The sequence below is a fragment of the Frankia sp. CoWAU3 genome (assembly GCF_977971855.1).
The window spans coordinates 17,996-42,355 of the sequence record NZ_CDWWXB010000001.1; the positions used below are offsets into that span (position 1 = coordinate 17,996).

Annotated in this window: 27 protein-coding genes; 1 reads left to right on the top strand and 26 read right to left on the bottom strand. The window is 68.2% G+C overall.

Annotated elements, in window-relative coordinates; all coding sequences use genetic code 11:
* The 23 genes from rpsE to rpsL all read right to left on the bottom strand — a co-directional run.
* The coding region (gene rpsE, locus AC08ON_RS00100) for a 30S ribosomal protein S5 (protein WP_476616265.1) at nt 1-478 on the bottom strand (478 nt) is incomplete at its 3' end.
* A 71-nt stretch (nt 479-549) separates the two neighbouring features.
* Nucleotides 550-924: a 50S ribosomal protein L18 gene (rplR, locus tag AC08ON_RS00105; protein WP_476605944.1), complete on the bottom strand. Its 375-nt coding sequence runs from the start codon at nt 922-924 to the stop codon at nt 550-552.
* Nucleotides 925-934: 10 nt separating this feature from the next.
* On the bottom strand, nt 935-1,471 hold the full coding sequence (gene rplF / locus AC08ON_RS00110) for a 50S ribosomal protein L6 (RefSeq protein WP_011435052.1): 537 nt from the start codon (nt 1,469-1,471) through the stop codon (nt 935-937).
* A gap of 12 nt (nt 1,472-1,483) precedes the next feature.
* Nucleotides 1,484-1,894 carry a 30S ribosomal protein S8 gene (gene rpsH, locus AC08ON_RS00115; protein WP_476605943.1) on the bottom strand — a complete coding sequence of 137 codons (411 nt, stop codon included), beginning with the start codon at nt 1,892-1,894 and terminating at the stop codon, nt 1,484-1,486.
* A 153-nt stretch (nt 1,895-2,047) separates the two neighbouring features.
* On the bottom strand, nt 2,048-2,233 hold the full coding sequence (locus AC08ON_RS00120) for a type Z 30S ribosomal protein S14 (RefSeq protein WP_011435050.1): 186 nt from the start codon (nt 2,231-2,233) through the stop codon (nt 2,048-2,050).
* A gap of 4 nt (nt 2,234-2,237) precedes the next feature.
* Complete coding sequence (rplE, locus tag AC08ON_RS00125) at nt 2,238-2,837, bottom strand: 50S ribosomal protein L5 (RefSeq protein WP_011435049.1); 600 nt, start codon at nt 2,835-2,837, stop codon at nt 2,238-2,240.
* Between the two features lie 41 nt (nt 2,838-2,878).
* Complete coding sequence (gene rplX, locus AC08ON_RS00130; protein ID WP_462185747.1) at nt 2,879-3,205, bottom strand: 50S ribosomal protein L24; 327 nt, start codon at nt 3,203-3,205, stop codon at nt 2,879-2,881.
* 2 nt (nt 3,206-3,207) lie between these two features.
* A complete protein-coding gene (rplN, locus tag AC08ON_RS00135) occupies nt 3,208-3,576 on the bottom strand; it encodes a 50S ribosomal protein L14 (protein ID WP_009740518.1) in 369 nt (122 codons plus the stop codon).
* A 76-nt stretch (nt 3,577-3,652) separates the two neighbouring features.
* Nucleotides 3,653-3,961, bottom strand: a complete 309-nt coding sequence (gene rpsQ, locus AC08ON_RS00140; protein WP_011435047.1) for a 30S ribosomal protein S17 — start codon at nt 3,959-3,961, stop codon at nt 3,653-3,655.
* 5 nt (nt 3,962-3,966) lie between these two features.
* Complete coding sequence (rpmC, locus tag AC08ON_RS00145; RefSeq protein WP_476605942.1) at nt 3,967-4,233, bottom strand: 50S ribosomal protein L29; 267 nt, start codon at nt 4,231-4,233, stop codon at nt 3,967-3,969.
* A complete protein-coding gene (gene rplP / locus AC08ON_RS00150; RefSeq protein ID WP_009740521.1) occupies nt 4,233-4,649 on the bottom strand; it encodes a 50S ribosomal protein L16 in 417 nt (138 codons plus the stop codon). Before rplP ends, rpmC begins: the two co-directional genes overlap by 1 nt.
* A 2-nt stretch (nt 4,650-4,651) precedes the next feature.
* Nucleotides 4,652-5,578 carry a 30S ribosomal protein S3 gene (gene rpsC / locus AC08ON_RS00155; protein WP_476605941.1) on the bottom strand — a complete coding sequence of 309 codons (927 nt, stop codon included), beginning with the start codon at nt 5,576-5,578 and terminating at the stop codon, nt 4,652-4,654.
* Nucleotides 5,578-6,003, bottom strand: coding sequence for a 50S ribosomal protein L22 (gene rplV, locus AC08ON_RS00160; RefSeq protein WP_011435044.1), 426 nt, complete (start codon nt 6,001-6,003; stop codon nt 5,578-5,580). Before rplV ends, rpsC begins: the two co-directional genes overlap by 1 nt.
* Nucleotides 5,996-6,277 carry a 30S ribosomal protein S19 gene (gene rpsS, locus AC08ON_RS00165; RefSeq protein WP_011435043.1) on the bottom strand — a complete coding sequence of 94 codons (282 nt, stop codon included), beginning with the start codon at nt 6,275-6,277 and terminating at the stop codon, nt 5,996-5,998. Before rpsS ends, rplV begins: the two co-directional genes overlap by 8 nt.
* Before the next feature lie 93 nt (nt 6,278-6,370).
* Nucleotides 6,371-7,204 carry a 50S ribosomal protein L2 gene (rplB, locus tag AC08ON_RS00170; protein ID WP_476605940.1) on the bottom strand — a complete coding sequence of 278 codons (834 nt, stop codon included), beginning with the start codon at nt 7,202-7,204 and terminating at the stop codon, nt 6,371-6,373.
* A gap of 46 nt (nt 7,205-7,250) precedes the next feature.
* On the bottom strand, nt 7,251-7,547 hold the full coding sequence (gene rplW, locus AC08ON_RS00175; protein ID WP_011435041.1) for a 50S ribosomal protein L23: 297 nt from the start codon (nt 7,545-7,547) through the stop codon (nt 7,251-7,253).
* Nucleotides 7,544-8,281, bottom strand: coding sequence for a 50S ribosomal protein L4 (rplD, locus tag AC08ON_RS00180; protein ID WP_011435040.1), 738 nt, complete (start codon nt 8,279-8,281; stop codon nt 7,544-7,546). The genes rplW and rplD overlap by 4 nt, the downstream gene beginning before the upstream one ends.
* On the bottom strand, nt 8,278-8,985 hold the full coding sequence (rplC, locus tag AC08ON_RS00185) for a 50S ribosomal protein L3 (protein WP_476605939.1): 708 nt from the start codon (nt 8,983-8,985) through the stop codon (nt 8,278-8,280). Before rplC ends, rplD begins: the two co-directional genes overlap by 4 nt.
* A 17-nt stretch (nt 8,986-9,002) precedes the next feature.
* Nucleotides 9,003-9,311, bottom strand: a complete 309-nt coding sequence (gene rpsJ, locus AC08ON_RS00190) for a 30S ribosomal protein S10 (protein ID WP_007514815.1) — start codon at nt 9,309-9,311, stop codon at nt 9,003-9,005.
* 298 nt (nt 9,312-9,609) lie between these two features.
* On the bottom strand, nt 9,610-10,803 hold the full coding sequence (gene tuf / locus AC08ON_RS00195; protein ID WP_011435038.1) for an elongation factor Tu: 1,194 nt from the start codon (nt 10,801-10,803) through the stop codon (nt 9,610-9,612).
* Between the two features lie 73 nt (nt 10,804-10,876).
* The gene (fusA, locus tag AC08ON_RS00200; RefSeq protein WP_476605938.1) at nt 10,877-12,973 is read right to left on the bottom strand and encodes an elongation factor G; all 2,097 of its coding nucleotides are present in this window, start codon (nt 12,971-12,973) and stop codon (nt 10,877-10,879) included.
* Between the two features lie 6 nt (nt 12,974-12,979).
* Nucleotides 12,980-13,450, bottom strand: coding sequence for a 30S ribosomal protein S7 (gene rpsG / locus AC08ON_RS00205; protein ID WP_009740531.1), 471 nt, complete (start codon nt 13,448-13,450; stop codon nt 12,980-12,982).
* Complete coding sequence (rpsL, locus tag AC08ON_RS00210) at nt 13,450-13,824, bottom strand: 30S ribosomal protein S12 (protein ID WP_009740532.1); 375 nt, start codon at nt 13,822-13,824, stop codon at nt 13,450-13,452. Before rpsL ends, rpsG begins: the two co-directional genes overlap by 1 nt.
* Nucleotides 13,825-14,376: 552 nt before the next feature.
* On the opposite strand from rpsL, the gene mug reads away from it, so the two are divergent.
* On the top strand, nt 14,377-14,964 hold the full coding sequence (gene mug, locus AC08ON_RS00215; protein ID WP_476605937.1) for a G/U mismatch-specific DNA glycosylase: 588 nt from the start codon (nt 14,377-14,379) through the stop codon (nt 14,962-14,964).
* Here mug and AC08ON_RS00220 read toward each other — a convergent pair.
* The 3 genes from AC08ON_RS00220 to rpoB all read right to left on the bottom strand — a co-directional run bounded on the left by AC08ON_RS00220 (nt 14,941) and on the right by rpoB (nt 23,550).
* Complete coding sequence (locus AC08ON_RS00220) at nt 14,941-15,783, bottom strand: RluA family pseudouridine synthase (protein WP_476605980.1); 843 nt, start codon at nt 15,781-15,783, stop codon at nt 14,941-14,943. The genes mug and AC08ON_RS00220 overlap by 24 nt on opposite strands.
* Before the next feature lie 348 nt (nt 15,784-16,131).
* Nucleotides 16,132-20,019 (bottom strand): DNA-directed RNA polymerase subunit beta', encoded by a 3,888-nt coding sequence (locus tag AC08ON_RS00225; protein ID WP_476605936.1) that lies wholly within the window; start codon nt 20,017-20,019, stop codon nt 16,132-16,134.
* Between the two features lie 105 nt (nt 20,020-20,124).
* A complete protein-coding gene (gene rpoB, locus AC08ON_RS00230; RefSeq protein WP_476605935.1) occupies nt 20,125-23,550 on the bottom strand; it encodes a DNA-directed RNA polymerase subunit beta in 3,426 nt (1,141 codons plus the stop codon).
* Between the last annotated feature and the right edge of the window lie 810 nt (nt 23,551-24,360).

Consider the following 24,360-nt stretch of genomic DNA (forward strand, 5'->3'; position numbering starts at 1 on the left):
TCGCGTGCACGATGTTGATCGGATTCGATGAGCCGAGCGACTTCGAGAGCACGTCGTGCACACCGGCGCACTCCAGCACGGCACGGACCGGACCACCGGCGATGACCCCGGTACCGGGCGAGGCGGGCTTGAGCAGCACGACGCCTGCCGCCTCCTCGCCCTGCACCGGGTGCGGAATCGTCGAACCGATCCGGGGCACCTTGAAGAAGTGCTTCTTGGCTTCTTCGACGCCCTTGGCGATGGCGGCCGGAACCTCCTTGGCCTTGCCATAGCCGACGCCCACGGTCCCGTCCGCGTCACCGACCACAACGAGCGCCGTGAAGCTGAACCGGCGTCCGCCCTTGACAACCTTCGCCACGCGGTTGATCGCGACAACCCGCTCGACGTAGGCGTTCTTCTCCTGCGCCGGGCCGCTGCCCGACCGGTCCCGGCGTTCCCGACGGTCCGAGCCGCCGCCGCGGCGCTGCTGGCCTGGCATCTACAACATCTCCCTGTTCTGGCTGTACTGGCGGTAAAGGCTGGACTGACTGTAAAGGCTGGGGGCAGTCATCAGAAGTCCAGCCCGCTCCCCCGCGCCGCGTCCGCGAGCGCGGCGATGCGGCCGGAGTAGGTCCGCCCGCCGCGGTCAAACACGACCGCGACGATCCCGGCCGCCTTCGCGCGCTCGGCGACCAGGGCGCCGACCTTGCGGGCCTGCTCGGTCTTGTCCCCCTCGCCGCCGCGCAGCGACACGTCCAGGGTGGACGCCGACGCCAGCGTGTGGCCGGCGACGTCGTCGATGACCTGGGCGTAGATGTGCCGCGAGGACCGGGTGACGACGAGCCGTGGGCGAGACGGGGTGCCCGCCACCTTCTTGCGCACCCGGACGTGCCGACGGAGCTTCGCGGTCCGTCGACGCGAGCTGGCGCCGAGGCTCACTGCCATGATCTATCTCCTACTTCCCGGTCTTCCCGACCTTGCGGCGGACGACCTCGCCCTGGTAGCGCACGCCCTTGCCCTTGTACGGGTCAGGCTTGCGCAGCCCGCGGATCTTCGCGGAGACCTCACCGACCAGCTGCTTGTCGATCCCGTGGACCACGAAGCGGGTCGGGGTCTGCACCTCGAAGCGGATGCCCTCCGGGGCCTTGACCGGCACCGGGTGGCTGTACCCGAGGGCGAACTCCAGGTCGGAGCCCTTGGCCTGGACACGGTAACCGACGCCGACGATCTCCAGGGTCTTCGAGTATCCGGCGGTGACGCCGGTGACCATGTTGGAGACCAGGGTGCGAGTCAGGCCGTGCAGCGACCGGGAGCGACGCTCATCGTCGGGCCGGGTCACGAGGAGCCGACCGTCCTCGGTGTTCACCACGATCGGCTCGGCCACGACGTGGCTCAGGGTCCCTTTGGGCCCCTTGACGGTGATGGTGGCTCCCTCGACGGTGATATCGACACCGCTGGGGACGGGAATGGGCAGGCGCCCGATCCGTGACATCGCTCGCCCTCCTTACCAGATGTAGGCGAGGACTTCCCCGCCCACGCCCCGCTTGCCCGCCTGCTTGTCGGTCAGCAAACCCGACGAGGTGGAGATGATGGCGACGCCCAGGCCCCCGAGGACCTTCGGGAGGTTCGTCGCCTTGGCATAGACCCGCAGACCCGGCTTGCTGATGCGCTTGATCCCGGCGATCGAGCGTTCCCGGTTGGGGCCGTACTTCAGATCGATGACCAGGGTGTGGCCGACGCCGCCAGCCGAGGTCGCGTCCTCGACGTGCCAGCCGGAGATGTATCCCTCCTGCTGGAGGATCTCGGCGATGTGCGTCTTGATCTTGTTGTGGGGCATCACCACGCGGTCGTGGTACGCCCGGCTGGCGTTACGGACACGCGTGAGCATGTCCGCAATCGGATCGGTCATCGTCATGGCTTGACGCCTTTCTCACGGCGGTTCCCGCCAGTGCCGAGGTCGTCCTCGGCCGCCGGGCCTGCCGCGATCGGGTGGAGGTGCGGTGGTGGTGCGGTGGAACCGTGCTGCCGGTGCCGCCGTTCCGGCCCCGGTCCGGGGCGCGGTACCGGCCTACCAGGAGCTCTTGGTGACGCCGGGCAGCTCGCCGCGGTGCGCCATCTGCCGCAGGCACACCCGGCAGAGCCCGAAGCCCCGGTACACCGAGCGGGACCGGCCGCAGCGCTGGCATCGGGTGTAACCCCGGACCGCGTACTTCGGCTTACGGTTCGACTTCTCGATCAGTGCTTTCTTGGCCATCTCTCTAGTTCTCCCGGAAGGGGAAGCCCAGCGCCCGCAGGAGCGCCCGGCCCTCGTCGTCGGTGGTCGCGGTGGTGACGACCGTGATGTCCATGCCCCGAACCCGATCGATCCGGTCGATGTCGATCTCATGGAAGATCGACTGTTCGGTCACCCCGAAGGTGTAGTTGCCGGCACCGTCGAACTGCTTCGGCGACAGCCCGCGGAAGTCACGGATACGCGGCAGCGCGATGGTGACGAGGCGGTCGAGGAACTCCCACATCCGGTCACCACGCAACGTCACCTTGGCGCCGATCGGCATCCCTTCGCGCAGCTTGAACTGGGCGATGGACTTCTTCGCGCGCCGGACCGCGGGCTTCTGGCCGGTGATGGCCGCAAGATCCCGCACAGCGCCATCGATCAGCTTCGCGTCCCGGGCGGCGTCTCCGACCCCCATGTTGACGACGACCTTGACGACGCCGGGGATCTGCATGACGTTGCGGTAGGAGAACTGCTCCCGCAGCGCCGGGGCGATCTCGTCGCGGTACCGCTGCTTGAGCCGTGGGACCGGGCGAGCGCCAATAGGCCGGCCTTCGATGGTCCGGCCCTCGGTGGTCACAGTCATGGTCTAATCTCGTTTCCCAACTGCTCGACTGCTCGCTCGGCCTACAGCTCGGTACCGGTGCGCCGCGAGACACGCACCTTGGTGCCGTCGTCGTTGATGCGGTAACCGATCCGGGTCGGCTTCCCGTCAGACGGGTCGACGATCATCACGTTGCTCACGTGGATCGGCGCCTCCTGGGTGATGATGCCCCCGGACTGCGAGCCGCGTGTGCTCTGCTGGACGCGGGTGTGCCGGGTGATCCGGTTCGCGCCCTCGACGAGGACCTTGTTCTGCTCCGGATAGGCGCGGATGACCTTACCCTTGAGCCCACGGTCCTTGCCGGTGATGATCTGGACCGTGTCGCCTTTCTTGATCTTCAAAGTGGCCACGGTCACAGCACCTCCGGCGCCAGCGAGATGATCTTCATGAACTTCTTGTCACGCAGCTCCCGGCCGACCGGCCCGAAGATGCGGGTGCCCCGAGGGTCACCACCGTCCCGGATGAGCACCGCCGCGTTCTCGTCGAAGCGGATGTAGGAGCCGTCCGGCCGCCGGCGCTCCTTGGTGGTACGCACCACGACCGCCTTGACCACGTCGCCGCGCTTCACGCCGGCGCCGGGCAGGGCGTCCTTCACCGTGCCGACGATGATGTCGCCGATCCCCGCGTAACGACGCCCAGAGCCGCCGAGCACCCGGATGCAGAGAATCTCCCGCGCTCCGGTGTTGTCGGCGACCCGAAGTCGCGACTCCTGCTGAATCACTTTCCGCTCCTGATCACCCGGTACTACTGATCACCCGGTCCTGCCCGGCCCCGGCGTCCGGGCCAGGACTACTTCACTACTTCGCCTTCTCCAAGACCTGAACGATCCGCCACCGCTTGGTCGCCGACAACGGCCGCGTTTCCATCAGCAGGACGCGGTCGCCGACACCGGTGGTGCCGCTCTCGTCGTGCGCCTTGACCTTCTTGGTACGACGGATCGTCTTGCCGTACAGCGGGTGCTGCACCCGGTCCTCGACCGCGACCACGACAGTCTTGGTCATCTTGTCGCTGACCACGAGGCCCTCGCGGACCTTGCGGAATCCGCGGGCGGGAGCCGCCGCGTCCGTGCTCTGCGAAGCCTCCTGGGAGGCCGTCTCGTCTGTCACTGTCCTCACGTCCGTTCCGACTGCGTCGCGTCATCGTCCGCCGCGCCGGCAGCCACCGCCGGATCGTCGGTGATACCCAGCTCCCGTTCGCGCATGACGGTGTAGATCCGGGCGATGTCGCGCCGCACGGCCTGCAGCCGGCGGTTGTTCGACAGCTGCCCGGTCGCCGCCTGGAACCGGAAGTTGAACAGCTCCTCCTTGGCCTCCCGAAGCTTGTCGACGAGCTCCTCGCCCGACAGGCTCCGCAGCTCGTCCGCGGTAGCGATAGCCATTACGCACCACCTTCACGGACCACGAAACGGCACTTCATCGGCAGCTTGTGGATGGCCCGCCGCATCGCCTCGCGGGCCACCGGCTCCGCGACCCCGGACAGCTCGAACAGGACCCGGCCCGGCTTGACGTTCGCGACCCACCACTCGGGCGAGCCCTTACCAGAACCCATCCGGGTCTCGGCCGGCTTCTTGGTCAGCGGACGGTCCGGGTAGATGTTGATCCAGACCTTTCCACCACGACGGATGTGCCGGGTCATCGCGATACGGGCCGACTCGATCTGCCGGTTCGTCACGTAGGCCGACTCCAAGGCCTGGATCCCGTACTCACCGAACGTGACCCGGGTTCCGCCCTTGGCGGCACCGGTCCGCCCGGGGTGGTGCTGCTTGCGGTGCGCGACCTTCCGGGGAATCAGCATGTCTATTCCTCCGCCTTCTCCGGAGTGTTCGCCACGGCCGCCTCGGCCGGCGCACTCGCCGCCTCGGTGGCGGGCTCCGCGACGGGTGCCGTCGACTCGATCGCCGCGGCCTCGCCCGCCGGAGTCTCAGCCGGGGCGTTCCCGCCGCCACCACCACGGCCGCGGCGCTCGCCGCGGGCCGCCGCCCGGCCCGCTTCGGTCCCGCCCTGGGTCGTGCCGGACGAGCCGGAACGCGGCCCGCGGCGCGGGCGCTCCCGGCGGGTCTGGCGCTGCAGCGCCTCCTGCGCCTCACGCTCGGCCCGGCTCTGGACGATGTCGCCCTTGTAGATCCAGACCTTCACGCCGATGCGGCCGAAGTTCGTCCGAGCCTCATAGAAGCCGTAGTCGATGTCCGCGCGGAGGGTGTGCAACGGCACCCGACCCTCGCGGTAGAACTCCGACCGGCTCATCTCGGCGCCGCCGAGACGACCCGAGCACTGCACCCGGATCCCCTTCGCGCCGCCCTTCATCGCGGTCTGCATGGCCTTGCGCATCGCCCGGCGGAAGCTGACCCGGCTGGAGAGCTGCTCGGCCACCCCTTGGGCGACGAGCTGGGCGTCGACCTCGGGGTTCTTCACCTCGAGGATGTTGAGCTGCACCTGCTTCCCGGTGAGCTTTTCCAGGTCGCCACGGATGCGGTCGGCCTCGGCGCCACGGCGACCGATGACGATGCCCGGGCGCGCGGTGTGGATGTCCACCCGCAGCCGCCCCTGGGTCCGCTCGATGTCGACCCGGCTGATGCCGGCCCGCTCCATGCCCCGCGACATCATCTTACGGATCTTCACGTCCTCGCCGACGTACGCCTTGTACTGCTTGTCGGCGTACCAACGGGAGGTGAACTCCGAGGTGATGCCAAGCCGGAACCCGTGCGGGTTGACCTTCTGCCCCACTACCGGGCCCTCCTTGTCGTCTTCGCGCCCCGGCCGGCCGCGGAGACCGGCTCCCGGCTCTCCACCACGACGGTGATGTGGCTGGTGCGCTTGCGGATCCGGTAGGCCCGGCCCTGAGCTCGGGGCCGGATGCGCTTGAGCGTCGGCCCCTCGTCCACGTAGACCTCGCCGACCCACAGGGTGGCCGGATCGAGGCTGTGGTTGTTCTCGGCGTTCGCCGCGGCGCTGGCGACAACCTTGTACACGTCCTCGCTGGCCGCCTGCGGAGCGAACCGGAGGATGTCCAGCGCCTCGCCGACCGAGCGCCCGCGCACCAGGTCGACGACCCGGCGGGCCTTCGTCGGCGAGACCCGGACATAGCGGGCCGAGGCCTTCGCCCCGGGAAGACCGGCCCGGGTCAGGCCGTCAACGAGATCGTCAGCCACGGCGTGACCTCCGGTCCTCCTTGACGTGGCCACGGAAGGTCCGGGTCGGGGCGAACTCGCCGAGCTTGTGCCCGACCATGCCCTCGGTGATGAAGACCGGGACGTGCTTGCGGCCGTCGTGCACGGCGATCGTGTGCCCCAGCATGTCGGGGATCACGGTCGACCGGCGCGACCAGGTCTTGATGACGTGCTTGGTGCCCTTGGAGTTCTGCAGATCCACCTTCTTGAGCAGGTGGTCGTCGACGAACGGGCCCTTTTTCAGACTGCGTGGCATGGCTGTGTCTCCTCCTTCCTGCTCAGATCCGATGGGTACGGCTGGTCGGCGGCGCGCTGGTGGCCGACGCGGCCCGGGGCCTGGAGATCACCATTACCGCCGCCTGTTCTGCTTGCGACGACGCACAATGAGCGCGTCGGACGACTTGCGGGTCGCCCGGGTCCGCCCCTCCGGACGGCCCTTGGGGTTGACGGGGTGACGACCGCCGGAGGTCTTACCCTCACCACCACCGTGCGGGTGGTCGACCGGGTTCATCGCGACACCGCGCACGGTGGGTCTGCGACCCTTCCAGCGCATCCGGCCGGCCTTACCCCAGTTGATGTTGCTCTGCTCCGCGTTGCCGACCTCGCCGACCGTCGCGCGGCAGCGCACATCCACGTTGCGGATCTCACCGGAGGGCATCCGCAGCTGGGCGTAGGGGCCGTCCTTCGCGACGAGCTGCACACTCGTGCCGGCGCTACGGGCGATCTTCGCACCACCGCCGGGACGCAGCTCGATGGCGTGCACCACCGTGCCGGTCGGGATGTTGCGCAGCGGCAGCGCGTTGCCGGGCTTGATGTCGGCGCCCACGCCGGAACTGACCGTGTCGCCCTGCCTGAGCTTGACCGGCGCGAGGATGTAGCGCTTCTCGCCGTCGAGGTAGTGCAGCAGCGCGATCCGGGCGGTGCGGTTGGGGTCGTACTCGATGTGCGCGACCTTGGCCGGCACCTCGTCCTTGTCCCGCCGGAAGTCGATGACCCGGTACGCCCGCTTGTGCCCGCCGCCCTGGTGCCGGGTGGTGATCCGGCCGTGGACGTTGCGCCCGCCCTTGGAGTGCAGCGGGCGGACCAGCGACTTCTCCGGGTGGTCACGAGTGATCTCGACGAAGTCGGCCACGCTCGCACCACGACGCCCCGGCGTCGTCGGCTTGTACCTACGAATACCCATGGCTTCCTACCGTCCTGGACCCACCGCCGCCGCGGAGCGCACGCGCTCAGGCACCGGGGCCTCCGAAGATCTCGATCGTGTCACCGGGAGCCAGGCTCACCAGGGCCCGCTTGGAGGCGGACCGGTGTCCCCAGCCGTGCTTGGTCCGCTTGCGCTTGCCCTGCCGGTTGATGGTGTTCACCCGCAGGACCCGCACATTGAAGATCTGCTGGACCGCGAGCTTGATCTGGGTCTTGTTCGCGTCCGGACGCACGATGAAGGTGTAGACGTTCTCGTCGAGCAGGCCGTAGCTCTTCTCGGAGACGACCGGCCGCAGGATCACGTCACGCGGGTCGGGAATCACTTGTTCTCCTCCGCCCCGGCCACACCTTCGGTGCCCGCAGCAGCCTCGGTCCCGGCGGTGGAGGTTGCCGGACGGGTGTCACGAGCAAGGAACGCGGCCAGCGCATCCTCGATGAAGACCACGTCGTCGCTCACCAGCACGTCATAGGTATTGAGCTGGCCCGGGTCGAGCAGGTGCACCGCCGCGACGTTGCGCAGGCTCTTCCAGGTCAGCTCGTCCGAACGGCTCGCCACCACCAGCACCCGGCGGGTGTCGGCGATCGTCCGCAGCGCGGTGACCGCGCTCTTCGTCGACGGCGTCTCGCCGGAGACCAGCGAGGACACCACGTGCACCCGGTTGTTGCGGGCCCGGTCGGACAGCGCGCCGCGCAGCGCGGCGGCCTTCATCTTCTTCGGGGTCCGCTGGTCGTATCTGCGCGGTGTGGGGCCGTGTACGGTGCCACCGCCGGTGAACTGCGGAGCCCGCAGCGATCCCTGCCGGGCCCGGCCGGTGCCCTTCTGCCGATACGGCTTGCGGCCACCGCCGCGGACCTCGCCGCGGGTCTTCGTGTCGTGCGTGCCCTGGCGGGCCGCCGCGAGCTGCGCCACCACGACCTGGTGGATCAGCGGGATGTTGAGCGGCACGTCGAACACGCCACCGGGCAGCTCGACACTGCCGCCTTCGCCCCCGTTCGGCGCGTGCACCGCGACGGTGCGCGCGGTGACGCTCGGGTCGGATGTGGCCACCCGGCTCATGCCGAGACCTCCTCACCGGTACCGGCCAGCTCGGCCGCCGGGGCGATGGCCTCGGGCGCCGGGCGCTTGGCCGCGCTGCGCACGAGGACCAGACCACCATCCGGGCCGGGCACCGCACCCCTGACCAGCAGATAGCCACGCTCGGTGTCGAAGGCGTGGATCGTCAGCCCCGAGGTCGTGGTGCGCACATGACCCATCCGGCCGGCCATACGCAGGCCCTTGAACACGCGACCGGGCGTGGCGCAGCCGCCGACCGACCCCGGCGAGCGGTGCTTGCGCTCGACGCCGTGCCCCGCGCCCAGACCCTTGAACCCGTGACGCTTCATGACACCGGCGAACCCCTTGCCCTTCGAGGTGCCGGTGACGTCAACGACGGTCCCGGCGGAGAACACCTCGCCGGTCAGCTCCTGGCCGGGCCGGTAGTTGCCGGCATCGGCGGTCCGCAGCTCGACGAGGTGGCGCCGGGGCGCCACCCCGCTGGTGGCGAAGTGGCCGCGGGCGGGTTTGTTGATCTTACGCGGGTCGACCTCGCCGTAACCGAGCTGAACGGCCGAGTAGCCGTCCGAGTCAGGCGTCTTGACCTGCGTGACGACGTTGGGTCCGGCCTTGATGACGGTGACCGGCACGACGCGGTTGTTCGCGTCCCATACCTGGGTCATCCCGAGCTTGGTGCCCAGGAGCCCTCTGTAGTTGCGGATGAGCATGACTGCGCCGGCCCCTCTTACAGCTTGATCTCGATATCGACGCCGGCGGGCAGGTCGAGGCGCATAAGCGAGTCGACCGTCTTGGGCGTCGGGTCAAGAATGTCGATCAGCCGCTTGTGCGTCCGCATCTCGAAGTGCTCGCGGCTGTCCTTGTACTTGTGCGGCGACCGGATGACGCAGTAGATGTTCTTCTCCGTCGGCAGCGGCACCGGTCCCGCGACCTGCGCGCCCGTCCGCGTCACCGTCTCGACGATCTTCCGCGCCGAGCTGTCGATGACCTCGTGGTCATAGGCCTTGAGCCGGATGCGGATCTTCTGTGCCGCCATGGTGGGCTTCGCCTGTCCTGTCTGTCTCGTCCGGCCGGTATCGCTACCGGGTCACCGCCCGTAGATCCTCACCGCCGGCCGCGCGGCGAGCCTGGCGCCCCGCCGCCGGCGGAAAGAACCTGCCGGTTGTACCGCTGTCTCGTGCCGGTCCCGCTCGACGTGTCGACCGGGACCGGGCTGCGTCCCTTGCCGGCGGCCGGTTGTCCTCGGCAGCCGAGTCTCGCGAGAGCCCTGCCTGGTCAGGCAGCGCCGTGGGCGGTGGGTCCGTACACACGCCCGGACCCACCGCCCACGGCTACTACTTGAGAACCTTCGTAACCTGGCCCGCGCCGACGGTCCGGCCACCCTCGCGGATGGCGAAGCGCAGACCCTCCTCCATAGCGATCGGCTGGATCAGCTCGACCGTCATCTCGGTGTTGTCCCCCGGCATGACCATCTCCGTGCCCTCGGGGAGGGTCACGACGCCGGTCACGTCGGTGGTGCGGAAGTAGAACTGCGGGCGGTAGTTCTTGAAGAACGGCGTGTGCCGTCCGCCCTCATCCTTGTTGAGGATGTAGACGCGAGCCTCGAACACCGTGTGCGGGGTGATCGACTTCGGCTTGACGATGACCTGGCCGCGCTCGACGTCCTCCCGCTTGATACCGCGCAGGAGCAGACCGACGTTGTCGCCGGCACGCCCCTCGTCGAGCAGCTTGCGGAACATCTCGACACCGGTCACGGTGGTGGAGGTGGTCTCCGGCTTGATACCGACGATCTCCACGGTCTCGTTGACCTTGACGATTCCGCGCTCGACGCGACCGGTGACCACGGTGCCACGACCAGTGATCGTGAAGACGTCCTCGATCGGCATGAGGAACGGCCGGTCGATGTCACGCTGCGGCTCGGGGATCGACTCGTCGACCGCCGCCATGAGCTCGAGGAGCTTGGCGCCCCACTCCTTGTCGCCCTCCAGCGCCTTGAGCGCGGAGACCCGGACGACCGGAACGTCGTCGCCCGGGAACTCGTACGAGCTCAGCAGCTCCCGGACCTCCAGCTCGACGAGCTCGAGGATCTCCTCGTCGTCAACCATGTCGGCCTTGTTCAGGGCGACGACGATGTAGGGCACGCCGACCTGGCGGGCGAGGAGCACGTGCTCCTTCGTCTGCGGCATCGGACCGTCGGTGGCGGACACGACCAGGATCGCGCCGTCCATCTGAGCGGCACCGGTGATCATGTTCTTGATGTAGTCAGCGTGTCCCGGGCAGTCGACGTGCGCGTAGTGCCGGGTGTCGGTCTGGTACTCGACGTGGGCGATCGAGATCGTGATGCCGCGGGCCTTCTCCTCCGGCGCCTTGTCGATCTGGTCGAACGGCGTGAAGGGGTTGAGGTCCGGGTAGGCGTCGTGCAGGACCTTGGTGATCGCCGCGGTCAGGGTCGTCTTGCCGTGGTCGATGTGACCAATGGTGCCGATATTGACGTGCGGCTTCGTCCGCTCGAACTTCTGCTTCGCCACGGGTGTCCCTCCAAGGACGGGTGGTGTCGTGCGGTGTAGTCAGGTAGGGGTATTGCTCACGCCGTGAGGGCGCTCACTCTCCCCGGGCCTTGGCGATGATCTCCTTGGCGACGTTCGCGGGAACCTCGGCGTAGGAGTCGAACTGCATGGAGTAGCTCGCCCGGCCGGAGGTCTTCGACCGAAGATCACCAACGTAGCCGAACATCTCCGACAGTGGCACCAGCGCCCGTACGATCCGGGAGCCGCCCCGCTCCTCCATCGCCTGGATCTGCCCACGGCGGGAGTTCAGGTCGCCGATCACGTCACCCATGTGGTCCTCGGGGGTGGTGACCTCGACAGCCATCAGGGGCTCGAGCAGCACCGGGTCGGCCTTGCGGGCCGCGTCCTTGAACGCCATCGAACCGGCGATCTTGAATGCGAGTTCGGACGAGTCGACGTCGTGGAACTGGCCGTCGAGCAGGGTGACCTTGACGTCCACCAGCGGGTAGCCGGCGAGCACGCCGAACTCCATGGCCTCCTGGCAGCCCGCATCCACCGAGGGGATGTACTCCCGGGGGATGCGACCACCCGTGACCTTGTTCTCGAACTCGTAGCCACCGCCGTCGCCGCCGGAGGGCTCCAGGTTGATGATCACCCGAGCGTACTGGCCGGATCCACCCGTCTGCTTCTTGTGGGTGTAGTCGACCTTCTCCACCTTGCGGCGGATCGTCTCCCGGTAGGCCACCTGCGGCTTGCCGACGTTCGCCTCGACACCGAACTCGCGGCGCATCCGGTCGACCAGCACATCCAAGTGCAGCTCGCCCATGCCGGCGATGATCGTCTGACCGGTCTCCTCGTCGGTGCGGACCTGGAAGGTCGGGTCCTCCTCGGCGAGCCGCTGGATGGCGGTGCCCAGCTTCTGCTGGTCGGCCTTGGTCTTCGGCTCGATCGCGACGTGGATGACCGGCGCCGGGAACGTCATCGACTCCAGGATCACCGGGGCGTTCGGGTCGCAGAGCGTGTCACCCGTGGTGGTGTTCTTCAGCCCCACCACGGCCACGATCTGTCCCGCGCCGACGCCCTCCCGGTCCTCCCGGTGGTTGGCGTGCATCTGCAGGATGCGGCCGACACGCTCCTTGCGGTCCTTCGTCGAGTTCAGCACCGGCGAACCACCAGTCAGCTTGCCGGAGTACACCCGGATGTAGGTCAGCTTACCCACGTACGGGTCACTCATGATCTTGAAGGCGAGCGCGGAAAACGGCTCGTCCTCGCTCGGCTCCCGGCGGACCTCGGTCTCCTCGTCACCGACCGCATGGCCGACGGTGGCGCCGATGTCCAGCGGGTTCGGCAGGAAGTCGACGACGGCGTCGAGCATGGGCTGGACGCCCTTGTTCTTGAACGCCGAACCGCACAGCACCGGGTTGACCTTGCTCGCCAGAGTCGCGCGGCGCAGGGCTGCGACGAGCTGCTCCGTGGAGGGCTCCTCACCCTCGAGGTAGAGCTCCATGAGCTCGTCGTCGTTCTCAGCGACGGTCTCGAGGAGCTTGTCGCGCCACTCCTGCGCGGCCTCAAGGTGATCCCGCGGGATGTCGACGGTCTCGTAAGAGGCGCCCTTGTCCTCGGTTTTCCAGAGGAGGCCCTTCATACGGACCAGGTCGATGACACCGCGGAAGTCGGCCTCCACGCCCCACGGGAGCTGGATCACGGCCGGCGTCGCGTCGAGCCGGTCGATCATCATCTCCACGCAGCGGTGGAACTCGGCACCAACCCGGTCCATCTTGTTGACGAAGGCGATACGCGGGACGTTGTAACGGTCGGCCTGCTTCCAGACCGTCTCGCTCTGCGGCTCGACTCCGGCGACCGCGTCGAAGACCGCGACCGCACCGTCAAGGACCCGCAGCGAGCGCTCCACCTCGACGGTGAAGTCGACATGGCCGGGGGTATCGATGATGTTGATGGTGTGGTCGCGCCAGAGACAGGTGGTGGCCGCGGAGGTGATGGTGATCCCCCGCTTCTGCTCCTGCTCCATCCAGTCCATCGTGGCGCCGCCCTCGTGGACCTCACCGATCTTGTAGTTCACACCGGTGTAGAAGAGGATGCGCTCGGTGGTGGTGGTCTTGCCCGCGTCGATGTGGGCCATGATCCCGATGTTGCGGGTCCCGGCCAGCAAGGAACGTACGTCAGATGGCATGTCGGATCACCAGCGGTAGTGGGCGAAGGCCTTGTTGGACTCCGCCATCTTGTGGGTGTCCTCCCGGCGCTTCACGCTGGCGCCGAGGCCGTTGCTTGCGTCGATGAGCTCGTTCATCAGCCGCTCGGTCATCGTCTTCTCGCGACGAGCCCGGGAGTAGCCGACGATCCAGCGCAGCGCGAGGGTAGTGCTCCGGCCGGCGCGAACCTCGACCGGAACCTGGTAGGTGGCACCACCCACCCGGCGGCTGCGCACCTCCAGCGTCGGCTTGACGTTGTCCAGCGCGCGCTTGAGCGTGACGACCGGGTCGTTGCCGGTCTTGTTCTTCGCACCCTCGAGTGCGCCGTACACGATGCGCTCCGCGACCGACTTCTTACCGCTCAACAGCACCTTGTTCACCAGCGCGGTCACCAGCGGCGACCCGTACACCGGGTCGACCACCACGGCGTGCTTGGGCGCAGGCCCCTTGCGCGGCATCAGCCCTTCTCCTTCTTCGCGCCGTAGCGGCTACGAGCCTGCTTACGGTTACGGACGCCCTGCGTGTCGAGAGCGCCTCGGACGATCTTGTACCGGACACCCGGAAGATCCTTCACTCGGCCACCGCGAACCAGGACGATCGAGTGCTCCTGCAGGTTGTGGCCGACCCCGGGGATGTAGGCGGTGACTTCGATCCCGCTGTTCAACCGGACCCGGGCCACCTTGCGCAGGGCCGAGTTCGGCTTCTTCGGGGTGGTCGTGTAGACGCGGGTGCACACACCACGACGCTGAGGGCTTCCCTTGAGTGCCGGGGTCTTGGTCTTCTCGACCTTGTCCTGCCGGCCCTTGCGGACCAGCTGCTGGATCGTGGGCAACGCCGCTCCCGTTCCTGTCACGCCTCGTCGTACTGCCTTGGGCAACCAGACCGGTACGCCGGCCTACCTGCTGCTGTGGTCCGCACCCGATCCACCGGAGTGTCCTCGAGCGGCTTCTCCGACCCACGCGGTCGGGCGTGTCGCGCCATTCGACCGAAACCTCGATGCAATGATCCAGTTCCGGCGAGGAGCACGCCAGCCCGCCCGTCCGCTTTGCGGAACCGAGCTCGACAGCCGCCGACGGATACCCGAATAGTGACTTTACGTCAACCTAGCGAGCACCACGGCGCCACATCGAAGTGCAGGACGCACGCCGGAGCCACGTGGACTCCGACCACAGGGCTCAACAGTACTCCACGCCCGCGCCAGGTGTCGAACGGGGGTGTCCGGCGAAATCCCACGCAGACCCCACGCGCACTATGCACGCGACGGGCGTACGCACTCGACGAACGGCACAGGCGGGCACCAGCACGGCCCCCCGTACTGGCACGCTGGACCTACTGGCACGCTGTACGGGACAGCACGATACCGGCATCGGAGGCCCGCGAGGACATGTCTGACGCAGCCAGCGCACGATTCGCGGCCGCCCCCACCCGACGCCGGCCGAGCCGGGACGCGCTGCTCGCGGCCTACGGGACCACCGTCCCGGATCTGGTCGCCCCGGCCACCGTCGTGCTGCTCTGCGGGATCAACCCGTCCCTCGAGTCCGGGGCCACCGGCTTTCACTTCGGCACGCCGAGCAACCGGCTGTGGCCGGTGCTGCACCTCGCCGGCTTCACCCCACGCCGGTTGCATCCCAGCGAGACCGACGAACTGGTCCGCCGGGGCATCAGCATCACCAATCTCGTCCACCGCTCCACCGCGCGCGCCGACGAGATCAGCGATGACGAGGTCCGCGCCGGCGTGCCCCGGCTCACCGAACTCGTCGAACGGGTCACACCCCGGTGGGTGGCCTTCCTCGGCCTGGCCGCCTACCGGATCGGGTTCGGACGCCGCGGCGCGAAGGTCGGCCGCCAGGCGGAGACCCTGGGACCCGCCGGCGTCTGGCTCCTGCCCAATCCGAGCGGCCTGAACGCGCACTACCAGCTGCCCGACCTGGTCCGGGTCTACGGCGAGCTACGCGAAACCGCCTATTCCTGACCCACCCGCCACATTTCCGAGGAGGGTCGCAGCCAGGCCTGCCGGCAGATGCGCGCGTACCGGGGCCCAGAAGTCGGCTCCGGGGGGCGCCTCGACCTCGATGCGGGGGCCGCCGGCCCAAGCCGCATCGAAGGCGAGCCGCCACGAGTGCAGCAGGGTGCGGGCGGTGGCATCGCGGCCGAACAGCGGATCGCCCTCGATCGGGTGCCCGATCCAGGCCAGATGCACCCGGATCTGGTGGCGCCGCCCGCTGACCGGCGTGACCGCGAGCAGGGTGTACTCGCCGCCCTCCCACACCCGGATGAAGGTTGTGACGGACGGGTATGTCCGGACGTGGGGGAACACCGCGGCGGGCGGAACTGTCCAGCGTCCGGCGCCGGCGCCGGCGCCGGCGCCGGTCGAGCCAACCTCTGCCCGGGCCGCCTCCGCCAGGTCGGCCACCTCCGCCAAGGGGGCCACCTCCGCCAGGTCGGCCATGATGTCGGCCCGGTTCGCCGCCACCCGGACCCGGCTCTTGCGCCCCACACTCAGCGGCAGGTCGACGGTCCCCGAGGCGGGCAGTCCGCGGGTGCGGGTCAGGACGAGGTAGCGCTTGTCCACCGTGCGGCGCTGGAACTGCCGGGTGAGATCACCGTGGAACCGCAACTGCCGGGCGAAGAGCACCAGGCCCGAGGTGACCTTGTCGATGCGGTGCACCGGGAACAGCTCCTCGCCGTCATCCCCGGCGAGGGTAACGAGATCGGTGTCGTGCCGCTCTCCCATGACCGAGATGCCGACGGGTTTGTCGAGCACGAGAATGGCCTCATCCTCGTAGATCATTCGTTCCCGGCGAATCTCGGTCCACTCGCGGTCAGCCCCGGTCACGTCCACTGCCGGGGAGCGCTTCGATGACCACTGTCCGACAAGGCGCGGCCAACCGACTCAGGTCGTCGTGGTCGCCGGTCAGAATCACGCCGCCGCCACCTTCCACCGCCACCGCATGTACCTGCCCCTGTCCTGCCGATTTTCGCCTCTGCGCGCTGTCCCACCAGCGGGCTTCGGACCTGGACGCGCAACCGGCCCGGCACCCTGGTGAGGGCGCCGGGCCGGTCCTGATCGATCGGGCTTCGGTCGGGCTCTGGTCAGCTCCGCTCGGTCAGCCTCGCGACCTGCTTACGCGCGACCTGCTCAGCGGAAGTCTCCCGAGCTGCGGTAGTCGAACTCGTCCAGCGGGACCGCCTGGCCGGAGCCCGTGCCGAACGCACCGTACTCGACGCCGCCGTCCTCGTAGGCACCGACGGAGTACATCGCCGCACGTGCCTCCTCGGTCGGCTCGACCCGGATGTTGCGGTACCGGGAGATCCCGGTGCCGGCCGGGATGAGCTTTCCGATGATGACGTTCTCCTTCAGGCCGACGAGCGAGTCCGACCGGGCGTTGATCGCCGCGTCGGTGAGCACCCGAGTCGTCTCCTGGAAGGAGGCCGCCGACAGCCACGACTCGGTCGCCAGCGACGCCTTGGTGATCCCCATGAGGACCGGGCGGGCCGAGGCCGGCTGGCCACCGGTTTCCACCACCCGACGGTTCTCCGCCTCGAACCGGGCCCGCTCGCAGAGCTCACCGGGCAGCAGGGTGGTGTCGCCCGACTCGAGAACGTTCACCCGCTTGAGCATCTGGCGGATGATGATTTCGATGTGCTTGTCGTGGATCGACACACCCTGCGACCGGTAGACCTCCTGGACCTGGTCCACCAGGTGGAGCTGGACCTGGCGCGGCCCGAGGATGCGCAACACCTCGTGCGGGTCGACGGCACCGTCGACAATCTGGCTGCCGACCTCGATGTGGTCGCCCTCGCGGACCCGCAGGCGCGAACGCCGCGAGACCGGGTAGGCGATCTCGTCGCTGCCGTCGTCCGGCACCACCACAACCTTGAAGGTCTTCTCGGTCTCCTCGATCTTCACCCGGCCGGAGACCTCGGTGATGGGGGCCTTGCCCTTCGGGCTGCGCGCCTCGAACAGCTCGACGACACGCGGCAGACCCTGGGTGATGTCGTCGCCGGCGACGCCACCGCTGTGGAAGGTACGCATCGTCAGCTGGGTGCCGGGCTCACCGATGGACTGCGCGGCGACGATGCCGACGGCCTCACCGACGTCAACCAGCTTGCCGGTGGCGAGCGAGCGCCCGTAGCACTGGGCGCACACCCCCATCCGGGACTCGCAGGTCAGCGCCGAGCGGACCCGCACCTGCTCGATACCGGCCTCGATGATCTGGCTGATCGCGACGTCCCCGGCGTCGGTGCCGGCGGGCACGATGACCTCGCCGTTCGCGTCGATCGCGTCGGAGGCCAGGGTCCGCGCGTACGCCGAGGTCTCGGCGTACCGGTCCCGGACCAGCACCCCGTCGGCGCCCTTGCGGGCGATCCGAGTGAGGATGCCGCGCTCGGTGCCGCAGTCCTCCTCGCGGACGATGACGTCCTGGCTGACGTCGACGAGCCGCCGGGTCAGATACCCCGAGTCCGCGGTGCGCAGGGCGGTGTCGGCGAGTCCCTTACGGGCACCGTGGGTGGAGATGAAGTACTCCAGCACGGTCAGACCCTCGCGGAAGTTCGCCTTGATCGGCCGCGGGATGATCTCACCCTTCGGGTTGGAGACCAGACCACGCATGCCGGCGAGCTGCCGGATCTGCATCATGTTTCCAGCGGCTCCGGAGTTGACCAGCACGTAGACCGGGTTGGTCGCCGGGAAGTTCTCCTCCATCGCCTCGGCGATCTTGTTGGTCGCCTCGGTCCAGATCTGGACCAGCTCGCTGCGGCGCTCCTCGTCGGACAGGAAGCCGCGGTCGAACTGCTTCTGGACCCGGTCGGCGCGCTGCTCGTAGTCGTCGAGGATCTCGGCCTTGTTCGGCGGCGCGACGACGTCCTCGATCGCGACGGTGACCCCGGACCGGGTGGCCCAGTAGAAACCGGCGCTCTTCAGGGCGTCCAGGGTCGCCGCTACCTGGATCTTCGGGTACCGCTCGGCCAGGTCGTTGACGATCGCGGCCTGGGCCTTCTTGTTCAGCTGGGCGTTGATGAAGGGGTAGCCCTCCGGCAGCGCCTCGTTGAGCAGGCAACGACCGAACGTGGTCTCCAGGGTGAACACGTCCCCGGTGACCCAGTCGGCGGGCGGGACCCAGTCCGACGGCGGGGTGGTGTCCCGCAACCGCACCCTGATCTTCGCCTGAAGGGTGATCTCCCGGGCGTCGAAGGCCATCTGCGCCTCGGCGACGCTGGAGAACGCCCGCCCCTCGCCGAGCGCCCCCTCGGCCAGACGGGACAGGTGGAACACCCCGGTCACCATGTCGAGGCTCGGCATCGCCAGCGGCCGGCCCGATGCGGGCGAGAGAATGTTGTTGCTCGACAGCATCAGGATCCGCGCCTCGGCCTGCGCCTCGGCGGACAGCGGCAGGTGCACCGCCATCTGGTCGCCGTCGAAGTCGGCGTTGAACGCCGTGCAGACCAGCGGGTGGATCTGGATGGCCTTGCCCTCGACGAGCTGCGGCTCGAAGGCCTGGATGCCGAGGCGGTGCAGGGTCGGCGCCCGGTTGAGCAGCACGGGGTGCTCGGTGATGACCTCCTCGAGCACGTCCCACACGACCGGGCGGGCCCGCTCGACCATCCGCTTCGCCGACTTGATGTTCTGCGCGTGGTTGAGATCCACCAGGCGCTTCATCACGAACGGCTTGAACAGCTCCAGCGCCATCTGCTTGGGCAGACCGCACTGGTGCAGCTTGAGCTGCGGACCGACGACGATGACCGAACGGCCGGAGTAGTCGACCCGCTTGCCCAGCAGGTTCTGGCGGAACCGGCCCTGCTTGCCCTTGAGCATGTCGGACAGCGACTTCAGCGGGCGGTTACCCGGGCCGGTGACCGGCCGGCCGCGGCGGCCGTTGTCGAACAGCGCGTCGACGGCCTCCTGCAGCATCCGCTTCTCGTTGTTGACGATGATCTCGGGCGCGCCGAGGTCGAGCAGCCGCTTCAACCGGTTGTTCCGGTTGATCACCCGGCGGTACAGGTCGTTGAGGTCCGAGGTGGCGAACCGGCCACCATCGAGCTGCACCATCGGGCGCAGATCGGGTGGGATCACCGGGACGCAGTCGAGCACCATCCCCATCGGGGAGTTGCGGGTGTTCAGGAACGCGGAGACGACCTTGAGCCGCTTGAGCGCGCGGGCCTTCTTCTGCCCCTTGCCGCTGCGGATGGTCTCGCGCAGCGACTCCGCCTCGGCGGCCAGGTCGAAGTCGGCCAGCCGGCGCTGCAGCGCCTCGGCGCCCATGCCGCCGTCGAAGTACGCACCGAACCGGTCGCGCAGCTCGCGGTAGAGAAGCTCGTCCGGCTCCAGGTCCTGGACCTTCATGTTCTTGAACCGGTCGAAGACGCGGTCCAGGTCGTCGATCTTGCGCTGCGAGCGGTCGCGGAGCTGGCGCATCTCGCGCTCGGCCGACTCTCGGACCTTGCGGCGCGCGTCGCCCTTGGCGCCCTCGGCTTCAAGCTGGGCGAGGTCGGCCTCGAGCCGCTTCTGCCGGACTTCCACGTCGGCGTTCTTCTTGTCCTCGAGCTGCTGCTTCTCGACGCCGATGCGGGCCTCGAGGGTCGGCAGATCGCGGTGGCGGGCGTCCGCGTCCACCTTGGTGATCATGTACGCGGCGAAGTAGATGACCTTCTCGAGGTCCTTCGGCGCGAGGTCCAGCAGGTAGCCGAGGCGGCTCGGGACACCCTTGAAGTACCAGATGTGGGTGACCGGCGCAGCCAGCTCGATGTGGCCCATGCGCTCACGGCGGACCTTGGCCCGGGTCACCTCGACGCCACAGCGCTCACAGATGATGCCCTTGAACCGGACCCGCTTGTACTTGCCGCAGTAGCACTCCCAGTCCCGGGTCGGACCGAAGATCTTCTCGCAGAAGAGCCCGTCCTTCTCCGGCTTCAGGGTGCGGTAGTTGATCGTCTCGGGCTTCTTGACCTCACCGTGCGACCACTGGCGGATGTCATCCGCGGTGGCGAGACCGATGCGCAGTTCGTCGAAGAAGTTGACGTCCAGCAAGACTGTCGCCTGCTCTCTCTTTCTCGGTCGGGACGCTGGAGCCGGATGGAGCCGCCGGGGGCCTCGCCGCCCATCAGGGCGGGTGCGTCGGACCCCCGGCGTCCGTCAGACCTCCTCGACGCTGCTCGGCTCACGCCGGGACAGGTCGATCCCGAGTTCCTCCGCCGCACGGAAGACGTCCTCGTCGGTGTCACGCATCTCGATCTGCACGCCATCGCTGGAGAGCACCTCGACGTTGAGGCACAGCGACTGCATCTCCTTGATGAGCACCTTGAACGACTCCGGGATACCGGGCTCCGGAATGTTCTCGCCCTTGACGATCGCCTCGTAGACCTTGACCCGGCCCACGACGTCGTCGGACTTGATGGTCAGCAGTTCCTGCAGGGCGTAGGCGGCGCCGTACGCCTCCAGCGCCCACACCTCCATCTCGCCGAACCGCTGGCCACCGAACTGCGCCTTACCACCCAGGGGCTGCTGGGTGATCATTGAGTAGGGACCGGTCGACCGGGCGTGGATCTTGTCGTCGACCAGGTGCAGCAACTTGAGGATGTAGATGTAGCCGACCGCCACCGGGTAGGGGTACGGCTCACCGGTCCGGCCGTCGAACAGCTTGGCCTTGCCGGAGGAGCCGATCAGCTGGATGCCGTCGCGGTTGGGCAGGGTGGAGTCGAGCAGACCGGTGATCTCCTCCTCGCGGGCACCGTCGAAGACGGGGGTCGCCACATTGGTGCCGGCCGAGGCGGCGTCCGCGCCGATGCCACGCAGCCGCTCCTTCCAGTCCTCGGTGCCGGAGTCGACCTGCCAGCCGGTCTTGGCCACCCACCCGAGGTGGGTCTCCAGGATCTGGCCGAGGTTCATCCGGCGCGGCACGCCGTGCGGGTTGAGCACGACGTCGACGGCGGTGCCGTCCTCGAGGAAGGGCATGTCCTCGACGGGCAGGATCTTGGCGATGACACCCTTGTTGCCGTGCCGGCCGGCAAGCTTGTCCCCGTCGGTGATCTTTCGCTTCTGGGCGACGTAGACCCGGACCAGCTCGTTGACCCCGGGCGGGAGCTCGTCGCCGTCCTCGCGGGAGAACACCCGCACGCCGATGACCTTGCCGGACTCACCGTGCGGCACCTTCAGCGAGGTGTCACGGACCTCCCGGGCCTTCTCCCCGAAGATCGCGCGCAACAGGCGCTCCTCGGGGGTCAGCTCGGTCTCGCCCTTGGGTGTGACCTTGCCGACCAGGACATCGCCGGGCGAGACCTCGGCGCCGATCCGGATGATCCCCCGCTCGTCGAGGTCGGCGAGAACCTCCTCGGCGACGTTCGGGATGTCCCGGGTGATCTCCTCCGGGCCGAGCTTGGTGTCGCGGGCGTCGACCTCGTGCTCCTCGATGTGGATCGAGGACAGCACGTCGTCCTGGACGAGACGCTGGGACAGGATGATCGCATCCTCGTAGTTGTGCCCCTCCCACGGCATGAAGGCGACCAGCAGGTTCTTGCCGAGCGCCATCTCACCGTTGTCGGTGCACGGGCCGTCCGCGATGACCTGGCCGGCCTCGACCCGGTCGCCCTCGTTCACGATCGGCTTCTGGTTGATGCAGGTGCCCTGGTTCGACCGGCGGAACTTCGCCAGCCGGTAGGTGCGCCGGGTGCCGTCGTCGTGCATGACGGTGATGTAGTCGGCCGAGAGATCCTCGACCACCCCCGCCTGGGCGCAGACGACCACGTCGCCGGCATCCTTGGCCGCGCGGGCCTCCATCCCGGTGCCGACCAGCGGCGCCTCGGAGCGCAGCAGCGGCACCGACTGGCGCTGCATGTTGGAGCCCATGAGCGCGCGGTTGGCGTCGTCGTGCTCGAGGAACGGGATCATGGCGGTGGCCACGGAGACCATCTGACGGGTCGAAACGTCCATGTAGTCGACCTCATCCGGCGGGATGAACTCGACCTCACCGCCCTTGCGGCGAACCAGGACACGATCCTCCGCGAACGTTCCGTCCGGCCGTAGCGGCGCGTTCGCCTGCGCCTTGACGTGCCGGTCCTCCTCATCGGCGGTCAGGTAGTCGATCTCGTCGGTGACGCGGCCGTCCACGACCTTGCGGTACGGCGTCTCAACGAAGCCGAACGGGTTGATCCGGGCGAACGTCGACAGCGAGCCGATCAGACCGATGTTCGGGCCTTCCGGCGTCTCGATCGGGCACATCCGGCCGTAGTGGCTGGGGTGTACGTCGCGGACCTCGAAGCCCGCCCGCTCTCGAGAAAGGCCGCCTGGGCCAAGTGCGTTCATCCGGCGCTTGTGAGTCAGACCAGCCAACGGGTTCGTCTGGTCCATGAACTGCGAGAGCTGACTGGTGCCGAAGAACTCCTTGATGGAGGCGACGACCGGCCGGATGTTGATCAGGGTCTGCGGCGTGATCGCCTCGACATCCTGCGTAGTCATCCGCTCGCGGACGACCCGCTCCATCCGGGCAAGTCCCAGCCGGACCTGGTTCTGGATCTGCTCGCCGACCGAGCGCAGGCGACGGTTGCCGAAGTGGTCGATGTCGTCGACCTCGTACTCGGCCGGGTCGGCACCCGCGTGCAGCTTGACGACGTACTCGATCGTGCGCACGATGTCGTCCTCGGTGAGGACACCGACGTCGTGGGCAACACCCAGGGAAAGCTTCTTGTTGACCTTGTAGCGACCGACCTTGGCGAGGTCGTAACGCTTCGGGTTGAAGAAGAGGTTCTCCAGCAGGGTCTGCGCCGACTCCCGTGTCGGCGGCTCACCCGGGCGCAGCTTGCGGTAGATGTCGAGCAGCGCATCGTCCTGGCCGGCGGTGTGGTCCTTCTCCAGGGTGATCCGCATCGACGGGAAGTCACCGAACCGCTCGAGGATGCGGGCCTCGTCCCAGCCGAGCGCCTTGAGCAGCACCGTGACGGACTGACGGCGCTTGCGGTCGATCCGCACGCCCACGGTGTCGCGCTTGTCGATCTCGAACTCCAGCCAGGCTCCCCGGGAGGGGATCACCTTGCAGGAGTACAGGTCCTTGTCGGAAGCCTTGTCGAGGCTGCGCTCGAAGTAGACCCCCGGAGAGCGCACGAGCTGGCTGACCACCACGCGCTCAGTGCCGTTGATGACGAAGGTGCCCTTCGGGGTCATGAGCGGGAAGTCACCCATGAACACCGTCTGGCTCTTGATCTCGCCGGTGTTGTTGTTGGTGAACTCGGCCGTGACGAACAGCGGGGCCGAGAAGGTCATGTCCTTGTCCTTGCACTCCTCCACGGAGTACTTGGGCGGTTCGAACCGGTGGTCCCGAAAGGACAGTGACATCGAGCCGGAGAAGTCCTCGATCGGGGAGATCTCCTTGAAGACCTCCTCGAGACCCGAGGTGATCGGAACGTCGTCACGGCCGGAATCGATGGCCTCCTGCACCCGCTCCGCCCAGGCGTCACTACCGATCAGCCAATCGAAGGACTGCGTCTGAAGAGCAAGGAGATCCGGGACCTCGAGGGGCTCGATGATCTTAGCGAACGAGATGCGGGAGGAAGAGCGCGAGGCGGCCAAGGTGGTCCTTCCGGTGGCCTGATCGTCGGGCTGGCGTCGCGGACGTCAAGTATCCGTCGGGGAATGGTCAGGTGATCAGTGTCTCGCTACGGTTGTCAGGAACGGCGGCGGGGGGTGCCCCACCGGTGAGATGATGGCTGCGGGACGCGGAGGCCGACCCCCGGGCGTCCGGCGTAGCGGATGTGCGGCCGACAAGCCGACAACGGGCACGCGAAAGCCTCGCCACGGCATGTGCGCGCGGCGACACGAGTGTCCGCTGAGAACAACGGATCGGTGTATGGGCAAGGGTCTCGCTCAGGGTCCTCGGTGTGGCAGCCGTACAGCCGTGCCACACTCCGGCACGACCAGCGCGCCCCCGCATCGTCCCGGACCGACCGCGAGTACCGCTCCGGACCACGTAACCGGAACCGCCTCGCGGTGCATACCAGCCCCCGAACAGGGCCGACCATCACCAACGGCACGGCGTCGGCGAGGCCGATACAACGAGAAGGGAAGCGCAAACTAGCAGTGTAGCCGAAGGGCACACCGCTGGCAAGGACCTGCGTGATGGGACCACGCAGGGAGGACGTAGCGCACCGCATCCGCTCCCGACGAGGGTTCGCAAACTTGATGGAACTCCGATCCACAGAGGCCGTCAACCCCCTTCGGAAAACGTCACGAACGGACCCGACCTGCCCATCTGTGCATCGGGCCGCCTGCGGTGGACCTTTCGGGCCTTCCAGACAGCACGTGCCGGGGCACCGCAGAGGGGTGCCCCGGCACGGGGGTGGCCGCCACGGCCACGCCGGGTGGCCGCAAAGGACGCTCCGT